Annotated in this window: 16 protein-coding genes; 5 read left to right on the plus strand and 11 right to left on the minus strand. The window is 58.9% G+C overall.

Annotated elements, in window-relative coordinates; all coding sequences use genetic code 11:
- Positions 1-3: 3 nt before the first annotated feature.
- From pstB to K6U75_13125, 5 genes are all read right to left on the minus strand, one after another.
- A complete protein-coding gene (gene pstB / locus K6U75_13105) occupies positions 4-804 on the minus strand; it encodes a phosphate ABC transporter ATP-binding protein PstB (GenBank protein ID MCL6475977.1) in 801 nt (266 codons plus the stop codon).
- Between the two features lie 68 nt (positions 805-872).
- On the minus strand, positions 873-1,730 hold the full coding sequence (gene pstA / locus K6U75_13110; protein MCL6475978.1) for a phosphate ABC transporter permease PstA: 858 nt from the start codon (positions 1,728-1,730) through the stop codon (positions 873-875).
- Positions 1,730-2,704: a phosphate ABC transporter permease subunit PstC gene (gene pstC / locus K6U75_13115; protein MCL6475979.1), complete on the minus strand. Its 975-nt coding sequence runs from the start codon at positions 2,702-2,704 to the stop codon at positions 1,730-1,732. Before pstC ends, pstA begins: the two co-directional genes overlap by 1 nt.
- Positions 2,705-2,708: 4 nt before the next feature.
- A complete protein-coding gene (gene pstS / locus K6U75_13120) occupies positions 2,709-3,764 on the minus strand; it encodes a phosphate ABC transporter substrate-binding protein PstS (protein MCL6475980.1) in 1,056 nt (351 codons plus the stop codon).
- A 90-nt stretch (positions 3,765-3,854) separates the two neighbouring features.
- Entirely contained in the window at positions 3,855-4,838 is a 984-nt protein-coding gene (locus K6U75_13125; protein ID MCL6475981.1) for a DUF3187 family protein, read from the minus strand.
- A 132-nt stretch (positions 4,839-4,970) separates the two neighbouring features.
- Here K6U75_13125 and K6U75_13130 point away from each other — a divergent pair, with 132 nt between their 5' ends.
- Entirely contained in the window at positions 4,971-5,432 is a 462-nt protein-coding gene (locus K6U75_13130; GenBank protein MCL6475982.1) for a heme-binding protein, read from the plus strand.
- 3 nt (positions 5,433-5,435) lie between these two features.
- Here K6U75_13130 and K6U75_13135 read toward each other — a convergent pair whose 3' ends face one another.
- The 6 genes from K6U75_13135 to malQ form a co-directional block, all read right to left on the minus strand.
- Complete coding sequence (locus K6U75_13135; GenBank protein MCL6475983.1) at positions 5,436-6,383, minus strand: SDR family oxidoreductase; 948 nt, start codon at positions 6,381-6,383, stop codon at positions 5,436-5,438.
- A 16-nt stretch (positions 6,384-6,399) separates the two neighbouring features.
- A complete protein-coding gene (locus tag K6U75_13140; protein MCL6475984.1) occupies positions 6,400-8,604 on the minus strand; it encodes a DUF5703 domain-containing protein in 2,205 nt (734 codons plus the stop codon).
- A gap of 155 nt (positions 8,605-8,759) precedes the next feature.
- A complete protein-coding gene (locus K6U75_13145; protein ID MCL6475985.1) occupies positions 8,760-9,101 on the minus strand; it encodes a hypothetical protein in 342 nt (113 codons plus the stop codon).
- Between the two features lie 60 nt (positions 9,102-9,161).
- On the minus strand, positions 9,162-9,569 hold the full coding sequence (locus K6U75_13150) for a DUF1559 domain-containing protein (protein MCL6475986.1): 408 nt from the start codon (positions 9,567-9,569) through the stop codon (positions 9,162-9,164).
- Positions 9,570-9,619: 50 nt separating this feature from the next.
- Positions 9,620-9,856 (minus strand): hypothetical protein, encoded by a 237-nt coding sequence (locus K6U75_13155; protein ID MCL6475987.1) that lies wholly within the window; start codon positions 9,854-9,856, stop codon positions 9,620-9,622.
- Between the two features lie 77 nt (positions 9,857-9,933).
- The gene (gene malQ / locus K6U75_13160) at positions 9,934-11,436 is read right to left on the minus strand and encodes a 4-alpha-glucanotransferase (GenBank protein ID MCL6475988.1); all 1,503 of its coding nucleotides are present in this window, start codon (positions 11,434-11,436) and stop codon (positions 9,934-9,936) included.
- A gap of 72 nt (positions 11,437-11,508) precedes the next feature.
- Between malQ and K6U75_13165 the strand changes: the two genes are divergently transcribed.
- From K6U75_13165 to K6U75_13180, 4 genes are all read left to right on the plus strand, one after another.
- Positions 11,509-11,871, plus strand: a complete 363-nt coding sequence (locus tag K6U75_13165; GenBank protein ID MCL6475989.1) for a nucleotidyltransferase domain-containing protein — start codon at positions 11,509-11,511, stop codon at positions 11,869-11,871.
- The gene (locus K6U75_13170; GenBank protein MCL6475990.1) at positions 11,868-12,365 is read left to right on the plus strand and encodes a hypothetical protein; all 498 of its coding nucleotides are present in this window, start codon (positions 11,868-11,870) and stop codon (positions 12,363-12,365) included. The genes K6U75_13165 and K6U75_13170 overlap by 4 nt, the downstream gene beginning before the upstream one ends.
- Positions 12,358-13,770 carry a glycoside hydrolase family 13 protein gene (locus tag K6U75_13175; GenBank protein MCL6475991.1) on the plus strand — a complete coding sequence of 471 codons (1,413 nt, stop codon included), beginning with the start codon at positions 12,358-12,360 and terminating at the stop codon, positions 13,768-13,770. The genes K6U75_13170 and K6U75_13175 overlap by 8 nt, the downstream gene beginning before the upstream one ends.
- 267 nt (positions 13,771-14,037) lie before the next feature.
- Positions 14,038-16,659, plus strand: coding sequence for a DUF4838 domain-containing protein (locus K6U75_13180; GenBank protein ID MCL6475992.1), 2,622 nt, complete (start codon positions 14,038-14,040; stop codon positions 16,657-16,659).
- The last annotated feature ends 474 nt before the right edge of the window (positions 16,660-17,133 follow it).

A 17,133-nucleotide genomic window follows, 5' to 3' on the forward strand; every position in this document is an offset into this window, starting at 1 on the left:
CCGTTATCCAAATCGTCCGCGGATGTAGTCTTCAGTCTCACGCCGTTCTGGGTTCGTGAATATCTTGGCTGTTTCGCCAAATTCGTACAGCTCTCCTTTATAGAAGAACCCTGTGTACTGACTGACACGTGCTGCCTGTTGCATGTTGTGGGTGACGATGACAATGGTATACCGGCTTTTCAACTCCTGCATCAGCTCCTCGATGCGGAAGGTTGCGGTAGGGTCCAGCGCGGAGGCAGGCTCATCCATCAGTAGCACTTCCGGTTGCACTGCCAGCACCCGCGCGATGCACAACCTTTGCTGTTGTCCGCCGGACAATGCCAGCGCGGATTGCCGGAGCTTGTCTTTGACCTCATCCCACAGCGCTGCCTGTCTGAGGCTTCGCTCGACTATCTCGTTCAGCGCACTGCGGCGACGTATCCCGTGTATGCGTGGACCGTACGCCACGTTATCATAGATGGACATGGGGAAGGGGTTCGGTCGCTGGAACACCATACCCACCCGTCGCCGCAGAGCGACCACATCCGTGCGCGGGTCGTTGACATCCTGCCCATCCAGCAATACCGAGCCTTCCACACGCGCGTTCTCAATCAGGTCATTCATGCGGTTGAGGCACCGCAAGAAGGTCGATTTTCCGCAACCCGATGGTCCGATAAGTGCCGTGATGTGATTGGGCAGAATGTCCAGATTGACATCCTTTATCGCATGGAAGTTGCCGTAGTAAACGTTCAGGTTGCGCGTGCTGATTTTGGGCTGCGGCGGTGCGGTTACCTCCTCGCGCCGCGGAAACACAACGGTTGCCATAGATGCATCCTCCCGCATCAAGAGGTCAGGTTGGACGGTGAGAGCAGGAATACCTTCTTGCATCGGTGTCACCTCAATGCACGGAATCGCTCACGGGTTGAGATACGCGCGATGACATTCAGCACCAGCACCACTGTAATCAATACCAGCGCAGCCGCCCACGCCTGGCGGTGCCAGTCTACATAAGGTGACTTGGCGTACTCGTATATCTGGGTGGGCAGGTTCGCCATGGGGCGGTCCAGATAGAAGTTCCAGTAGCGGTTGCCCAGTGCGGTAAACAGCAGAGGAGCAGCCTCCCCAAACGCGCGCGCCAGAGCCAGCATCACGCCAGTGACGATACCCCCTCGTGCGGCAGGCAATACCACACTCCACATGGTGCGGGCGTAGGTCGCGCCCAAACCCAGCGATGCTTCACGCAGCATGTTAGGAACCGCGCGTACCATCTCCTCGGTCGTGCGGGCGATCATGGGGATCATGATGAACGATAGCGCCACTCCGCCAGCCAGCGCAGAAAACGAACGCAAAGGCACCACCAGCAAAGCCCATACCGATACGCCGATGACGATGCTGGGCACCCCGTTCAGCACATCGGCAATGAAACGAATCACCTGCGCATAGCGCGTCCGCCCGAACTCCGCCAGGTACACGCCTGCACCCACACCAACGGGTAACGAGAGAATGAGCCCCAACCCTACCATGTAGAAGCTGCCCACAATGGCGTTTGCCACTCCGCCGCCCGGCTCTCCTGGCGATTTGGGTAGACTAGTGAGGAACTCTACGTTGATGGATCGAATGCCGTTCATGAGCAGGTAGGCGAGGATGATGAACACCGGCGCCATCACGATGGCTGCGCAAACGCCGGTAAGTGCCAGCGATACTGCGTTGATAAACCTGCGCCAAAACTCGTGAATCCTTGAGATGCGCATCAGTAATGCACCTCCCCTCTGGAAACGCGCCACACGAGGAACCGAGCCAGCGCGTTAATCAGCAGGGTGATAACGAACAGCAATAAACCTATCTCGGTAAGCGATGACAGATACAGGGGCGAGGTGGCTTCGGTAAACTCATTGGCGATGACGCTCGCCATGGTGTAGCCGGGGTGCAGCAGGGACAACGAGATTTCGGGACGGTTGCCGATGACCATTGTGACCGCCATCGTCTCGCCAACAGCGCGCCCATACCCGAGGATAATTGCGCCGAGTATACCCACCCGTGCGTAGCGTAGCACCACCCGCCGGATGGTTTCCCACTTGGTAGCACCCAGACCGTACGATGCTTCACGCTGCGACTGTGGCACCGCCAGTATCACCTCGCGCGATACCGCGGTGATGTAGGGGATAATCATGACTGCGAGCACCAGGATAGCTGCCATCATGCTGACACCTACGGCAGGACCTTGAAACAGCGGGATATGCCCGAATCGCTGTTCCAGCGGAATCTGCACGTGCTCACGCAACCAGGGAACCATCACAAACACTCCCCACAAGCCATACACCACAGAGGGAATGGCTGCCAGCAGCTCCACGACGAAAGAGACCGGCGGTCGCAGCCAGCGGGGGGCGACCTCAGCGATGAAGATGGCGGTTCCCAGGCTGAGCGGCACGGCGAGAATCAACGCAGCGATGGAGGTGACCAGCGTGCCCCAGATGAAGGGCAAAGCCCCAAACCGTTCGCGCACCGGGTCCCAATCGCGCGACACCCAGAACCGCCATCCAAAGGTACGGATGCTCAGCGTCGAAGACTGCCACAGCTCGTACGCAAAGAACAGTATGAGCAGTCCCAACACTGAGGCTGATGCAATGACAACCGCCCTGAAAAGACGGTCAGACCAGAAAGCGCTGCTTCTCCTGTACCGACGTATCCTGAAACTTGCAGCTGCATCCGTTGCCGGTTCGTTCATTCAGTTATGGCACCTCGGCGAGTTTCTGCAAGGACATTTGAACCACTTCTTCTGCGAGCGGCACGTAGTCCAGCTCCCCTGCTATCTTCTGTCCGTTCTTCAGTACCCACTCGAAGAACTTCTTCATCTCTGCCGACTTTGCCGTATCTTTGGGCTGTTTGTCCAGCAAGACATATACGAAGCCGGTAATCGGATAGGCGTTTTCCCCAGACATGTTCACCACGCTGCTGCGGATGTCCCGCTGTAGTCGTTCTAAGGCGGCGCGGGTCGCTGCGGTACCGGTCTCCTGACTGGGCAATACAAACTGGCCAGCCGCGTTCTGGATGGCTGCAAATGCCAGGTTATTCTGACGCGCGTAGTTCAGCTCTACATATCCGATTGCGCCCGGCAATTGCTTCACCTGACCGGTGACCCCTTCATTGCCCTTCGCCCCAACACCGGTCGGCCAGCTCACCGACTTCCCACGCCCCACCTTCTGCTCCCACTCGGAGCTGACCGTAGACAGGTAGTCCGTGAAAATGTACGTGGTGCCGCTGCCATCCGACCGATGGACAACCACGATGTTCATATCCGGCAACTGCACATCCGGGTTCAGCTGCGCAATGCGCGCATCGTTCCACTTCTTCACCTTGCCGAGAAAGATGTCTACCAGTACGTCGGGGGTGAGTTTCAGGTTCTGGGTGATGCCGGGCAGATTGTAGACCACTGCCTCCGTGCCCGCTACCACCGGAAATTGCACAAATGGACGGGTGAAGGTTTTCTCCTCCTCTTCCGACACTGCTACATCGGTCGCACCGAAGTCAATGGTGCCCTCCTTGAACTGCTGGATGCCTCCCCCGCTACCGATGCTCTGGTAATTCACCTGTACGCCCGTCAGTTTGGCATACTCCGAAGACCAGCGCGACATCAGGGGATACACAAAAGTGGATCCCGCTCCTGTAATCTGCACTTTGCTGGCGCTATCGGTTGAAGCCTGTTTTTTAGGCGCACACCCCACTGCCATGACTACAGCCAGAACTACCGGCAAATACGCCGTTGCTGCTAAGGCTTTAAGCCGCATGCCTATCGTCCTCCCTGTTTCTTTCTCTCGTGACATCATTGTTTACGCCACAATTATCGTAACGCACCAATGTTAAAGAAATTTTAAGGTTTACCGCTCCCATCGTATGCCAAGATGCAAATGGAAGTCCGGGGCGACTCGTGCCAGCCAGCCGAACTGGTTTTGGGTAAGTGACAGCTCCGCGTGCAGTCCGGAGCGAATTTCGCGAATCAGTCCGATGGTGAGGGAGCGGCGCGCGCCATCGGCGTAGGGCAATCCCACAACGACAGGAGTACGGTTGTCGTCTATCTGAGCGACCAGAGAGACCTGCCTGTCTGCCAGATACTCCACCGCCAATAACCATTGCACCATGTCGCGCGCTGACACGCCGAGGCTGGAAGGGCGTCCTACCCATACTTTGCTCAGGTTCATGTGCCACACCAGGCGGCTCCCGCACCAGTAGGTCATTACAACTCCAGCCCCTGCGTCAACCGCTCCACTGCCAAACTGCTGTGAGGCGCAGCCCGTTGGCAGTTTGAGCATCACCCGCACCGCCCAGAAGCTTCGTCCGAGCCGACCCAGCGACTGGCGCACCTCCAGCGTGGTATCTCCTATCCCAACGGCGGCACCGTCCAGTGAAACCAGTGTTTTTCCGTCACGCACAATCCACTCGCGTACCCGGTAGCTGCGGTGGCTGGCTCTTCCTCCGCCTTTGAAGCCAAACCAGCGGTGCCAGGTGTTGATGACCTCATCCATGACGCCGCCGTTGCGTGCGAGCATGGGCAGGTGCACAACAACCTCCGCGTTATTGCCGACACCGCACGCGACCGTTGCGGTGAGCCGCTGTACCTCGAAGTCCTGTTCCAAACGGCTTCCTGAATCCCTATCAAACAGCAGGTGATTCACCACGTCCAAGTTCAATTGCAGTTGTGTCTCGCCTTCCGTGAGAACCGATGCTGAAGCAGGAGGAGCCTGAAGAAAGAGGATGTTCAGCGGTTCAGCGTTGCGTACTAGCACCGGGGCACGCCAGTTACTCTGGCAGTTGCCACGCCCTGCCAATGCCAGTCCACACCCTATACAAAACACGGAAAGCAACCAAACCCTCATTTTCTGCTTGTATTCGCCACAGCAAACAAAGCTCCTGCGCCGCCGTTGCTCACGACCGATTGAAGTGGTATACTGGGTTACAGGACTATCCAAAAAGCGATTTTTCAGGGAGGCACATCGATGGCGCTGGTACAGCGAAACCGAATCAAACTGACGCTGGAGGGAGCAAAGTTAATCGTTCAGGCGTGTGAAGCCAAGTCTCGGGAATTGGGACAGGATATGGACATCGCCGTCGTGGACGACGGCGGTAATCTACTCGCCTTTTGCCGCATGGACAATGCCCGCATCACCAGCATCGACATCGCCATCAACAAAGCATTTACCGCTGCGGGCACAAGGCGAGGCACCCACGAGTACGCCCTGAGTGCTTCACCGCAAGGAGGCCCGGTTTTCGGCATTCACGTCAGCAACCAGGGACGGTTCATGATTTTCGGCGGTGGACTGCCTATCATTGTCGACGGACAGGTCATCGGCGCGGTCGGGGTGAGCTCCGGTACGGTGGAGCAAGACCGCATCGTGGCTCAGGCGGGCGTGGATGCGTTTCTGGCAGCACTGGCGGAAGAGAAAGAGGCGACGTCATAAAAGTTATCTTCCGGCGAGGCGCGCCCGAAAGTGTTCGAGGGTGCGCCTCAGTCCTTCTTCCACGCTCACCTGCGGTTCCCAGCCCAGCAGCTGACGTGCACGGGTGATATCGGGTCTGCGTCGGCGCGGCTCGTCCGGAGAAAATAGCGGGCAGAACACGATGTTGCTGGAACTTTGCGCCAGCTGTTTGACCAACTGAGCAATTTCCAGCACCGTGCGCTCATCCGGATTGCCGATATTGACCGGCTCGTGATAGTCGGGCAGCTGTGAGAGCCGCCAGACTCCTTCAATCAGGTCGGAAACGTAGCAGAAGCTGCGGGTCTGCTGTCCATCGCCGTACACGGTGATAGGCTCGCCACGCAATGCCTGCCCGATGAAGTTGGGGATCATCCTGCCGTCATCCAGGCGCATCCGCTCGCCAAAGGTATTGAAAATACGCACAATGCGTGTGTCCAGCCCGTGATGGCGATGGTACGCCATCGTCATCGCTTCTGCAAAGCGTTTGCCCTCATCATATGCACCCCGCACGCCGACTGGGTTCACATTGCCCGTATAGTCTTCGGTCTGCGGATGCACCAGAGGGTCGCCGTACACTTCGGAGGTGGAAGCCAGCACGTATCGCGCGCCTTTCGCCTTCGCCAGCCCCAGCGTTTTGTGGGTGCCCAGTGCGTTCACCTTCAGTATCTGAATGGGCCTCGTGGCGAAGTCCACCGGGCTGGCGGGCGAGGCGAAATGGAACACGATGTCTACCGCACCATCGATGTACAGATACTCGGTAACATCCTGTTTGATGAAGCGGAAACGCTCGTTGCCCGCAAGGTGCGCGATGTTCTCGATGCGTCCGGTAATCAGATTATCCAGCGCAATCACTTCGTAGCCTTCCGCCAGCAACCTGTCTACCAGATGCGACCCCAGAAATCCCGCTCCGCCTGTGACGATCGCACGCGGCATAACCCGTTTCCTCGCTCTACTGAGGCTCTAGCACAGTAACATCCTTCTCCCTGATGGCGGGCGTTACCTTCAGCGTTTGCAGCTTGCCCGCGCGGAACACGCCTTCCACCACCGTTTTGCCCGGCGCGTGCAGGCGGAAGGAAACGTCCCATCCTTTCGGCCACGCAGGGAACAGCAGAATCCTGTTGCCATCCGTCTGCATCAGCATCGCCTGCAGTGCAATCATGCCTGCGCAGCCATGGTCCTGGTCGGGTATCCAGTCGTAATTGGGTCCCCAGAAGGCAGGAAACCGACTGCCGGGGTGTTTGGTGGCGAATCGCTGCGCTACCATATTGCGGGCTTCTTCTGCCATTCCCAGCATCGCCGCCCAGATGGGATCCTGTCGCCAGCCTTCGTTGCCTTTGTAAGGACGACGGGCGTAAGTATTGCGTGCTACCTGAATGTCCGGCTTGCCCACGCCGTAAAGTCGGTACGGAAAGACGGCGTAAAGTTCGGGGTTTTCCGAGTTGATGGGCGGCGCCAGTATCTCCTGCGCAGGCAGCAGGAAGGTTTGCCCGTTCTCGGTCCTTGCTGGCAAAGGCGGCAACTGCCCAAGCAACCGTTGCCACAGGTGGCGCCGATGTGCGTGTTCTTTACCCAGCGGCAGCCGCAGCAACCCCTCCAGCGTCCAGCGCAGTCCGGCGATATCCGGCAGAGGGTTGACCACATCGGGGTATGTCTCCAGCGATTGCGCTGGCTTGAACAGCAATTTACCCCCATCATCGCGTGGGAAGTGGCGGTCGTAGAACGCGATAGAAGCATCCGCAAAAGGCAGAAGCGTGTCATGGAGAAAACGTTTATCGCCTGTGTGGAAGAAGTACTCCAGCGCCAGCGTCAGCAGTTCCAGATTGCACGAGTAGTAGTAACGGATATAGGGGTTATCGATATGGGAAATCGGCTTGCCTTCGCGGTTCCAGCCGTAGTTGCAGTTGGCGTAGGTTCCCCAGAAGGTGATGGTTTCGGGGAAATAGGCTCCTTCGTGTCCAAAGTAGAGGCGGGTTCGCTCCTTCGCCAGAGGTAAGGCGTTCGCATACATCCTGAACAGAGGCTGCATCATCTCGAAATCGCCCGCAGGTATCATGCTCCAGTAGGGCAACCGCGTGTTCTGAAACCAGTACTCCCCGCCCCATCGACGGTAATCCGCATCGAAGTGCTCGTCCGATTCACGCGAGTCCACCGTAAAAATGGAGCCATTGAACTTGATGGGATACGCCCCTCGCCCGGCGCAGGCGTTGATGAACCGCTGCAGCGCATACCCTTGTGTGACAACATCAGCCTGCGGGGTGCTACTCACCACAATCCAGCTCCGTCGCCAGAAGCTGAGCCACCATCGCTGATGTGCGGCTCGCGCCTGGTTGCGCGGAACCGATTCCGTTCTCGCCGCCTGGGCTTCCAGTCTTTCAATCCATTGCTTTACCGTGTCGGTCTGCGCAGTCAGTAAGTGTATCGCGATGGAAAACCGCTTTGCGGGGTTGGCACTGCGCAGGGTGCGCGCATCCTCACGGGTCAATCCTTTGCCGCGCATCATCCCGCCGAAAGTGCGATAGAGCAGGGGGTCGGGTATCTTCCCAATCAGGCTCTGCAGCCCCTGATGGCGCAGGGTTTGCTCGAAAATAGAGGTGGGGTTGCGGTGGAACCAGACCACGCGGTCGCGATGGTCTTCCAGGACGGTGTCGGCATGTTCCACCACGGGGAAAGGGGCGTCCATCAGCCCGTATGCGCTGAACAGCTCGCGTCCTTCCAGCCTGCGGTTCGAGTTGCGCCAGATTTCCACATGGGCACGAACATGCACGGGCTGCGGGCTGTCGACATCCACCCACACCACAGGACGATAGGCGTCTACCCATACGCGCAGGCTGGTCGGTTTGTCGGGGTTACCTCCCTGAATCAGCACCTCGCCCTGCAAGAGCCGAAGCTCCTGCCGGAAGAACCTGCCTCCGTTCAGCAGGGAAGGGGAGAGGGTCACGCGCACCCTGCCCAGCTTCAGCAGGCGGTTTACCTCGCTCCATGCATCGGTCTTGCTGAGGTAGAACACGAGGTCGCCGTTCGGTTCCACCCACACGTTCACGCCAATGTCGCCGTTGCCCAGCGGCATGGAGCCGGAGCTATCGGCAGAAGGGGTATCCCATATCACGTTGCATCTCTGCAAATAAGCCAGTGCATCGTCAGAACGGCCAGGCATGTTGCCTCCCTTTGTGTTAGCGGTGAGCAGCAACGCAAACAACGTGAAAAACAGAATGCCACATTTCATTCCGGCGACTTGCGCCTCCGCTTCCTTTATGCAAACAAAGGGCGAGCGCGCCTCGCTCGCCCTTTGGTCAGACTGTAGACCGCAGATTACAAGCTGCCGGTCGTCATGTTGCCCCAGGTCAGCTGCGTCCAGCGGAAGAACTTGGCGTGTCCGTCCACGAAGCTCACGTTCTCGCCGCCAGCGTGGCGGGGCAGCTGGTCCAGTTCACCCTGACCGAACTCCTGAATCCAGGATTCGGCGGTGCGGCAGCAGGTCCATATCTTGCAGCAGCCTTCAGTGGCAAATGCGGTGCGTGCGGCAATCCAGTTGAAGTTGTCCGCATTGGGTCCTTCCCCGACCCAGATGTCTACCAGCTGCGCCGAGCTGTCGAAGAACAGAGCCCAGTTGGACGGGGTGGGAACACTGGCGAGCGCACGTCCGTTAGCCAGAGACTCGTTTAAGCCATACGAGACGAAACGCGGGTTGCAGGCGTCCCAGAAGTTGCAGGGCTAACCGTTTGCAGGGTTGATGGGCGCGAAGCGGTCATTCCGCCCTCCGTCGTCACTGCAGCTTGCCCATGCATCGTTCCACTGCAACGGGTCGTCCTGGCACTGATACACCCCGTCGTTTTTCACGTAGGGGTAGATTGCCATCGTCCAGAACGCGGCGGAGTCGCGGGGAAGACCCTGGTTCCCACCGTTGCAGAAGAAGCCCCAGTCCCATCCGGGGAACTTCTCATCGTAGTCCTGATTGTACTGCAGCATCCCCAGCGTCAGCTGCTTCATGTTGGACAGACAGGCGGTCCTGCGGGCAGTTGCTCTAGCCTGTGCAAACACAGGGAACAGAATGGCTGCCAGTATCGCGATAATCGCGATAACAACCAGTAACTCGATGAGCGTAAATGCGTGGCGTTTCATGGATACCCTCCTCAAGTATGTTGTGGTGTGTTTTGGATATCGTGCCAGCCTCACCGCGTCGATGGCGCGGTGGGCGCGGGAGCACCCGGCGACGGTGCTCTGGTGCCGGGACCAGGGGGCTGATTGCCGAACATCTGTTCCATCTGCCTTCGCTGTTCCTCCGTCATGCCCTTGCGCCCCGGGCTACCCGTGTATCGCCAGATGGTGAACGCCGCGATAGCAACCACCACGATGATAGTTACCCAGGCGACCACCGGCGATATCTGTTGCTGTTTCCAACTGGACACCGAGAGTGTTACCCCCTTTCCGTCCTTTTCGGGTGTGTCTACCCTGTCTACACGTTAGCACAACTTCCATAAATCTGTCAATACCTTTTGCGCCCGTAAATCACACACATTTTCGCTATAGCCTCTGCTAACTCCTCATTCAGGTATTCTGACCGACACCGCCACTGCCAGTTGCCCTCTTCGCGACCGGGCTGGTTCATCCTCGCCTCGCTTCCCAACCCCAGCCAGTCCTGCAGGGGGATAACCGCTATCCATGCTACTGAAGCATAAGCCAGCCGAATCATCTCCCAGTGGATGCTGATGTCCTCGCGCCCGATATAATCGAACACGCGCCGTTTTTCCTCGTAGCTCAAGCTTGCAAACCAGCCGACCAGCGTATCGTTATCGTGCGTGCCGGTGTATACAACGGTATCCAGCTCGTAGTTAAAAGGAAGGTACGGATTGTCGGGGTCGCCGTCGAAGGCAAATTGCAACACCCGCATCCCCGGGAAGCCCAGTCCCTTACGCAAGCGCACCACATCCGGTGTGATGATGCCAAGGTCCTCTGCAACAATGGGCAGTTCGCCCAGCTCCCGCTTTAGCGTCCCAAACAGCTCCCTGCCGGGCACTCGCACCCACTTTCCGCTGACTGCCGTTGGTTCCGAAGCGGGTACCCGCCAGTATGCCGCGAAACCGCGAAAGTGGTCTACTCGCACCATATCCACCAGTTGCAAGATGGCGCGAAACCGCTCAACCCACCAGCGATAGTCTTGCCTCTTGAGCACATCCCATCGGTAGACGGGGTTGCCCCATCGTTGCCCCGTCGGGCTGAAGTAATCCGGGGGCACACCGGCGACGAACGTGGGGTTGCCGCGGCGGTCTAAATGGAACATTTCCGGGTGCGCCCACACGTCCGCGCTGTCGTGCGCCACGAAGATGGGCATGTCGCCCATGATGCGGATGCCTCGCTCGTTCGCGTAGCGCTTCACATCCAGCCACTGCTGACGGAACCGGTATTGCAGAAAAACATGGAACTGTATCGCATCCTGTAGCTCGCTACGCGCCTTCCGCAGCGCATCCGGGCGGCGCAGGGCGAACTCGTTGTCCCATTCCGTCCACGCTCTGCCCCCGAACACCTCTTTCAACGCCATGAACAGCGCGAAATCCTCCAGCCAGTGCGCCTGCTCCCTGCGAAAGGCGTCCAGCTGATGGTAATCCTCGCTGGTGGCTCGCGACTTCCATCGCTCATATGCCCGACGCAGCAACGTCATTTTGTGCGGGATGACCAGTCCGTAATCGACCCTGTCCTGCGGAAGCATGGGGTAATCGGCGAAGTCGCTGTCGGAGAGTAACCCTTCGTCATGTAGCCGCTGCAGGCTAATCAGCAAAGGATTGCCAGCGAAGGCGGAAAAGGCGGCGTACGGCGAGTCGGCGAATCCCGTTGGCGCGAGAGGCAACACCTGCCAGAGGCTTTGCCCCGCCCGCGCCAGCCAGTCTACAAATCGGTAGGCTGTACTGCCCAGCTCGCCGATGCCGAACGGACCGGGCAGAGAGGTGGGATGCAGCAGCACCCCCGCCATCCGTGTGTACCGATGCTTCATATTGGGTTACTTCCTCTACTTTCGGGAGAATCCTGCCCCGTATGCTATAATAGAGGCAAGGCGGTGGCAGCCATGAGCGAACCGGAGTGGCAGCCATACATCGAAACGTTGCGCCAGCGTCGTCGCAAAGTCGAGAGGCAGCGGCAGAAACGGTACCAGCGCGCGTGGCAGCTGGCTCGAGAAGCGGCGGAACTGTTGCGTCGCGAGTATGGAGTGACGCGCGTGGTAGTGTTTGGCTCACTGCTGCGCCCCAGCATGTTCGACGAACGTTCCGATGTGGACATCGCCGCGTGGGGTATCGCACCGCAGGATACCCTTCGGGCAATGAGTGCTGTTGCTTATCTGGACAGCGAGATAGAGGTCAATCTGGTGGATGTCAGCACGTGTCAGCCGGGCATCCTGCACGTGATTGAGCAGGAGGGTGTAGACGTATGAGCCACGATGACTACCGCGTACTCGCCGCGCGCATCCGCACGGAGCTGCAGGATATCGAACAGGTAGTTCGCAGGGCAGAGCGCGCACGGCTACTTCTGCATCAACATCCCGGCGAGGACGTTTACCTGGACGCTGCCGCACACAACTTGCACGATTTTTACACCACGCTGGAGCGAATCTTCCTGCAGATTGCACGAGTCGTAGACCACTCTGCGCCCGCCGGAGAGCGGTGGCATCGCGACCTGCTGGAGCAAATGAGTTTCTCCGTGCCCACAGTGCGCCCGCCTGTACTCGACGAAGGCACAGTGACGCAGCTGGATGAGTACATGCGCTTTCGCCACGTGGTGCGCAACGTCTATTCTTTCCGATTGAACCCGCAGCGGGTGATGCAACTGGTCGAAGAGATGCGTCCACTCTTCGATCGGGTGCGCACGCAACTGCAACAGTTCGCACAGATGCTGGAGCAATGGAGCCAGGAAGCCCAAGATGAGTGAGTTCCGCACGCCCAACTGGGTGAAACACGCCGTCTTCTATCAAATTTTCCCCGACCGCTTTGCCAACGGCGACCGTACCAACGATCCCGCCAACGTGCATCCGTGGGGCGCCCCGCCCACGCCCTATAACTTCATGGGCGGCGACCTGCAGGGCATCCTGCAGAAGCTGGACTACCTGCAGGAGCTGGGCATCACCGCCATCTACCTGAACCCCATCTTTCAAGCCACTTCCAACCATCGCTATAACACCTACGACTACTTCCGCATCGACCCTAAACTGGGCACGATGGAGGACTTTCAGAATCTGGTGCAAGAGATGCACCGTCGCGGGATGCGACTGATTCTGGACGGCGTGTTCAATCACTGCGGGCGCGGCTTTTATGCGTTCCATGATGTGGTGGAGAACGGCGCACACTCTCCCTACGTGGGGTGGTTCCACATTAAGAAGTTTCCCATCTTCCCCTACGATGGGCGCAAGAAGGCGAATTATGAAAGCTGGTGGGGCATCCGTTCGCTGCCCAAGTTCAACACCGACAACCCGCAGGTGCGACAGTTCCTGCTGAGCGTGGCGCGTTACTGGATCGAGCAGGGCGCGGACGGCTGGCGGCTGGACGTGCCGAACGAAATCGATGACGATACCTTCTGGCGCGAGTTCCGACAGGTGGTGAAATCGGCGAACCCCGACGCCTACATCGTGGGCGAAATCTGGAAAGACGCCAGACGCTGGCTGCAGGGCGACCAGTTCGATGCGGTGATGAACTATCCCTTACGCGACCTGTGCGTGGAGTTCTTCGCGAAGGGCACCATGGATGCATCCACTTTCGCCACGAAGCTCAGCCGCCTGTTCCGCCGATACCCATCGGAGGCGACCTGCGCCCTGTTGAACCTGCTGGGCAGTCACGACACCGCACGCTGGCTGACCGTGTGCAGCAACGACACCCGCCGCGCCATGCTGGGCTACACGTTGCTGTTCACTCTGCCGGGGGCGCCCTGCATCTACTACGGTGACGAAATCGGCATGACGGACGAAGCTGACCCGCATTGCCGTGCCTGCTTCGAGTGGGACAAACGGAAGTGGAACCGTCGTCTGCATCAGCACATCCGCGACCTTATCGCCCTGCGTCAATCCAGCACCGCGTGGCGCACCGGCGCGTTTGAAGTACTGACTGCGGAGAACAGCGTATTCGCTTACGCCCGCTGGGACGCCACCGATGCCTTCGTGGTACTGCTGAACAACAGCCAACGCCGATGGGAGGGTGTCGTGCCGTTGCGCAAGCGCAGTCTGCCGCCAGTTGCTGCACTAAAAGACGTCCAAAACGGTGAAACTGCAATCCCGCGCGGGAGGGTTGTTCGCATGAGTATATCGCCTTACTCGTACCGTGTTTTGCAGGCACGGGCGGACTGAGGCTGGAATAAGCCCTGCGTAGTTAGAAACCTGCCACCGGGAGGTTTTTTCCCGACTCACCAAAGATTAAAATATGCACATGTAGGGTCACGGAAACAAACTCTTCGTGTTCCTGGTGTCTTGGTGGTTCAATTCAGAGGAAAACCACTAAGGCACGAACACACAAAGGGTCAGCAAGGTGAAATCTTTGTGTGCTTGGTGTTCTTAGTGTCTTGGTGGTTCATGAGGTAACAAATTGAGCTGTCTACACTTACGGGAGACAAGACCATGAAAGGGCTGGCTATGATGTGCATATTGACCATTACCGCTACTGCTGTGCAGAGCGAACCGTTCACCATCGCAGAGCGGGGCAAGCCGCGCTGCGTCATCGCAGCTGCCCAGCAACAGGAACATGCCGACCTCGCCAAGGAACTCGCCGAGTGGCTTCAGAAGGTAGTGGGTGCGGAGAAGTTTTCCATACAAACTCTCCCCACCACACAACCCGCCATCATCCTGGCGACCGCTGAGCAGTTCCCCGATGTCGCGCAACGCGAGCAGTTAGCGGATCTGGGCCCTGAAGGCTATCTCCTCCGCAGCGAGGCGAAACGGCTATGGCTACTGGCAAACACCACACTGGGTTTGCAGCACGCGGTGTATCGCCTGCTGGAGGAGACGGGCTGTCGCTGGTTCTTTGCCGACCCCGCGTGGTGGGTCATCCCCCGCAAACCCACGCTTCGCGTGAACGTGAACCTGCGCGAGAAACCTGCCTTCAAAGACCGCGTTATCTGGTATAACTGGGGCGCAAACACCCCCACGCTTGCCCAGCACTACCGCACGTGGTTCAGAGCCAACCGTCAGGGAGGACACTTCCCCGTGAGGGCTGGACACGCCTACGAGGCGTACGTGCCCCATAGCGAGTTTGAGCGGCATCCCGAGTGGTTTGCGCTGGTGGATGGCAAGCGCCAGCCCACGCAGTTGTGTGTGAGCAATCCCGCGGTGCAGCAACGGGTGATAGAGGGCGTGCTGGCGCGGTTCGCGCAGAACCCACAAGAGGTGATGGCGTCGGTGGAGCCAAACGATGGCGGCGGCTACTGCGAGTGCGACGGCTGTAAAGCCATCGGCAATGCCAGCGACCAGGCGTTCTATCTGGCGAACCTCGTGGCGAAGGCGGTGCGCGCCCGCTACCCCGACAAATGGGTGGGCTTGTTATCCTATGCCTACCACAGTGAACCGCCCCGCTTTCGTATCGAGCCGGGCGTCTACGTGCAGGTGACCACTGGCTTCCGCTACACCAGCCTGACCTTCGAGCAGCAGGTCAGCCGGCTGCGAGAGCTGGGCGCCGAGTTAGGGGTATACGACTATTTCGGGGTATATCCGTGGGACTGGAGCCTGCCCGGAGCTGCCAAAGGCGGTCGCTTCTATGAAATCGCCAGCAGCATCAAAGAGTATCATCGGCTGGGATTGAACACCTACAGCGCGGAGTCGTCCATCAACTGGGCATCGAACGGACCCGGTTACTGGATAGCGGCGCGGCTGATGTGGAACCCCAACCTGGATGCCACGTCATTGGCGAACGAGTTCTACCAGAAAGCGTTTGGTGCTGCCGCCAGACCCATGCGCCGTCTGTATGAACGTTGGGCAAAAGGCGAACGCTTCTCCCCCCGTGGGTTGAAGCTTGCGCTGACCGACCTGCAAGAGGCATACCGTCTCGCAAAAGACCCGCAGGTGCGCGCCCGTTTAGACCAGATAGCGATGTATCTGCACTGGCAACGCCTGTGGATGGAGTATGACCGCGTCGCGCGCTGGGACGAGGGCGGTAAGCTGGTGAGCGACCCCGCCGAGGTATTGGCGCGGGCGCGGGAGCTGGTAGTCTACTCGCGGCGCGTCATGGATACCGGCATCGTGCATTCCTACCCGATGTTGAACGACTGGTTCCGCCCGCGCTTCGCCGCGCTGGAGCGTATCCCCGGCTTCAGCTGGCAGCAGACGGATGCGTGGAAAACCGAGCGCACCGACATCCCGACGCCCGAAGAGGTGCAACGCGACTTCGCCGATGACCTGAAGCGATTGGACGAGCTGGTGCCGGTGGCGGTGGAGATACAGGGCAAACAGTTTACTGGGAAGCTGGTGCCCGCACAGGAGCGGCTTTCTAAGGCAGTGCAGGCGTGGGGGGAGGTACCCCGTTCCATGCTGTTCGTAGAGAGTGGGCTGCACTTCTTCACAGGCAAACAGGGGGAGCCGCTGCGCCTGACCTTCACCCCCTTTGACGGCGGGCACACCATAGACTGCCGTTGGAGCCTGCAGACAGCGGGTGGCAATCCTGTCGCGCAGGGAGAACTGAAGGCGGAAAAGGGACAGCCTGCGACTCTGCAAGCCACCCTGCCCGCCGACGGCGTGTATGTGCTGGACCCGGGCACCGACTACTGGAAGGCAGCGCAGATAGAGTTTGACCGGCGTCCGCTCTCAGTGTGGGCGGGGCGAGGGAATCGGTGGGAGCAGAAGCCGTTGTGCCTGTGGATGCCTCGCTTGGACCAGCCGCTCTACTTCTACGTGCCGAAGGGCACGAGGCATTTCGTTATCGGCGTCGTCTCTGGAGGCTGGCCGCACACCACAGTGGAGATACGCTTGCCTAACCGCACGGTGATCCGTCGCGAAAAGGTACTGGCGGGTGACCAGGTATCTGTCATCGTGGACCAGGACATCCGCGAGTATGGCGACATCTCCGAGATGGGCAGGCAAGCAGTGTTGCCGTCCCAGCAGCTGACCGTCGTGGTTCCAAAGGGGGCAGATGGGCAAATCTGGGCGATTGCGCTGGACAGCCTGCGGTGCGTGCTGGAGTTATACGACGTGCCGCCATATGTGTCCCGTCACCCGTCGGAGCTGCTCGTGCCTGAGGCGGTATTGAGGTAACTGTACAACCGCAGGGTTCAAGCACCGACTTACCGGCAGAGGGGTGTTTGAAAGTGCACTGCGCGCCTCTGCATGGCAAGGCACCTGCTGATGTGTGACATGCCTCCCCGCCCGCCGGAAGGTCGGGTGGGACTACCTACTTTTTGGGGAACTCCCCTCAAAACCCGAGGGTGTTCGAAATTGGTGGTTGAATGGATAGATTACCTAACCCCCTTGCCCCCTTCCCTCGCAGTGAAGGGGGAACGCCCCTCTCCTCGTAGGAGAGGCGACGGGGGTCAGGTAAGACAAGGAGTAGCAAGAACTCCTCTCTCCTTGCGCTACAACCAACTTCTCAACAATTCTCGAACGCCCTCCCAAAACCGTTGACATTTTGGGAAAATCGCTGTATCATGTAAGCAGACTTCTACCCCTCGTGAAAGGAGCAAAAGAGATGAAACGCCTTGCTTTGCTACTCAAACGGGGGGGGGGTACTGA

The sequence above is a fragment of the Bacillota bacterium genome (assembly GCA_023511455.1).
Lineage (GTDB): Bacteria > Armatimonadota > HRBIN16 > HRBIN16 > HRBIN16 > HRBIN16.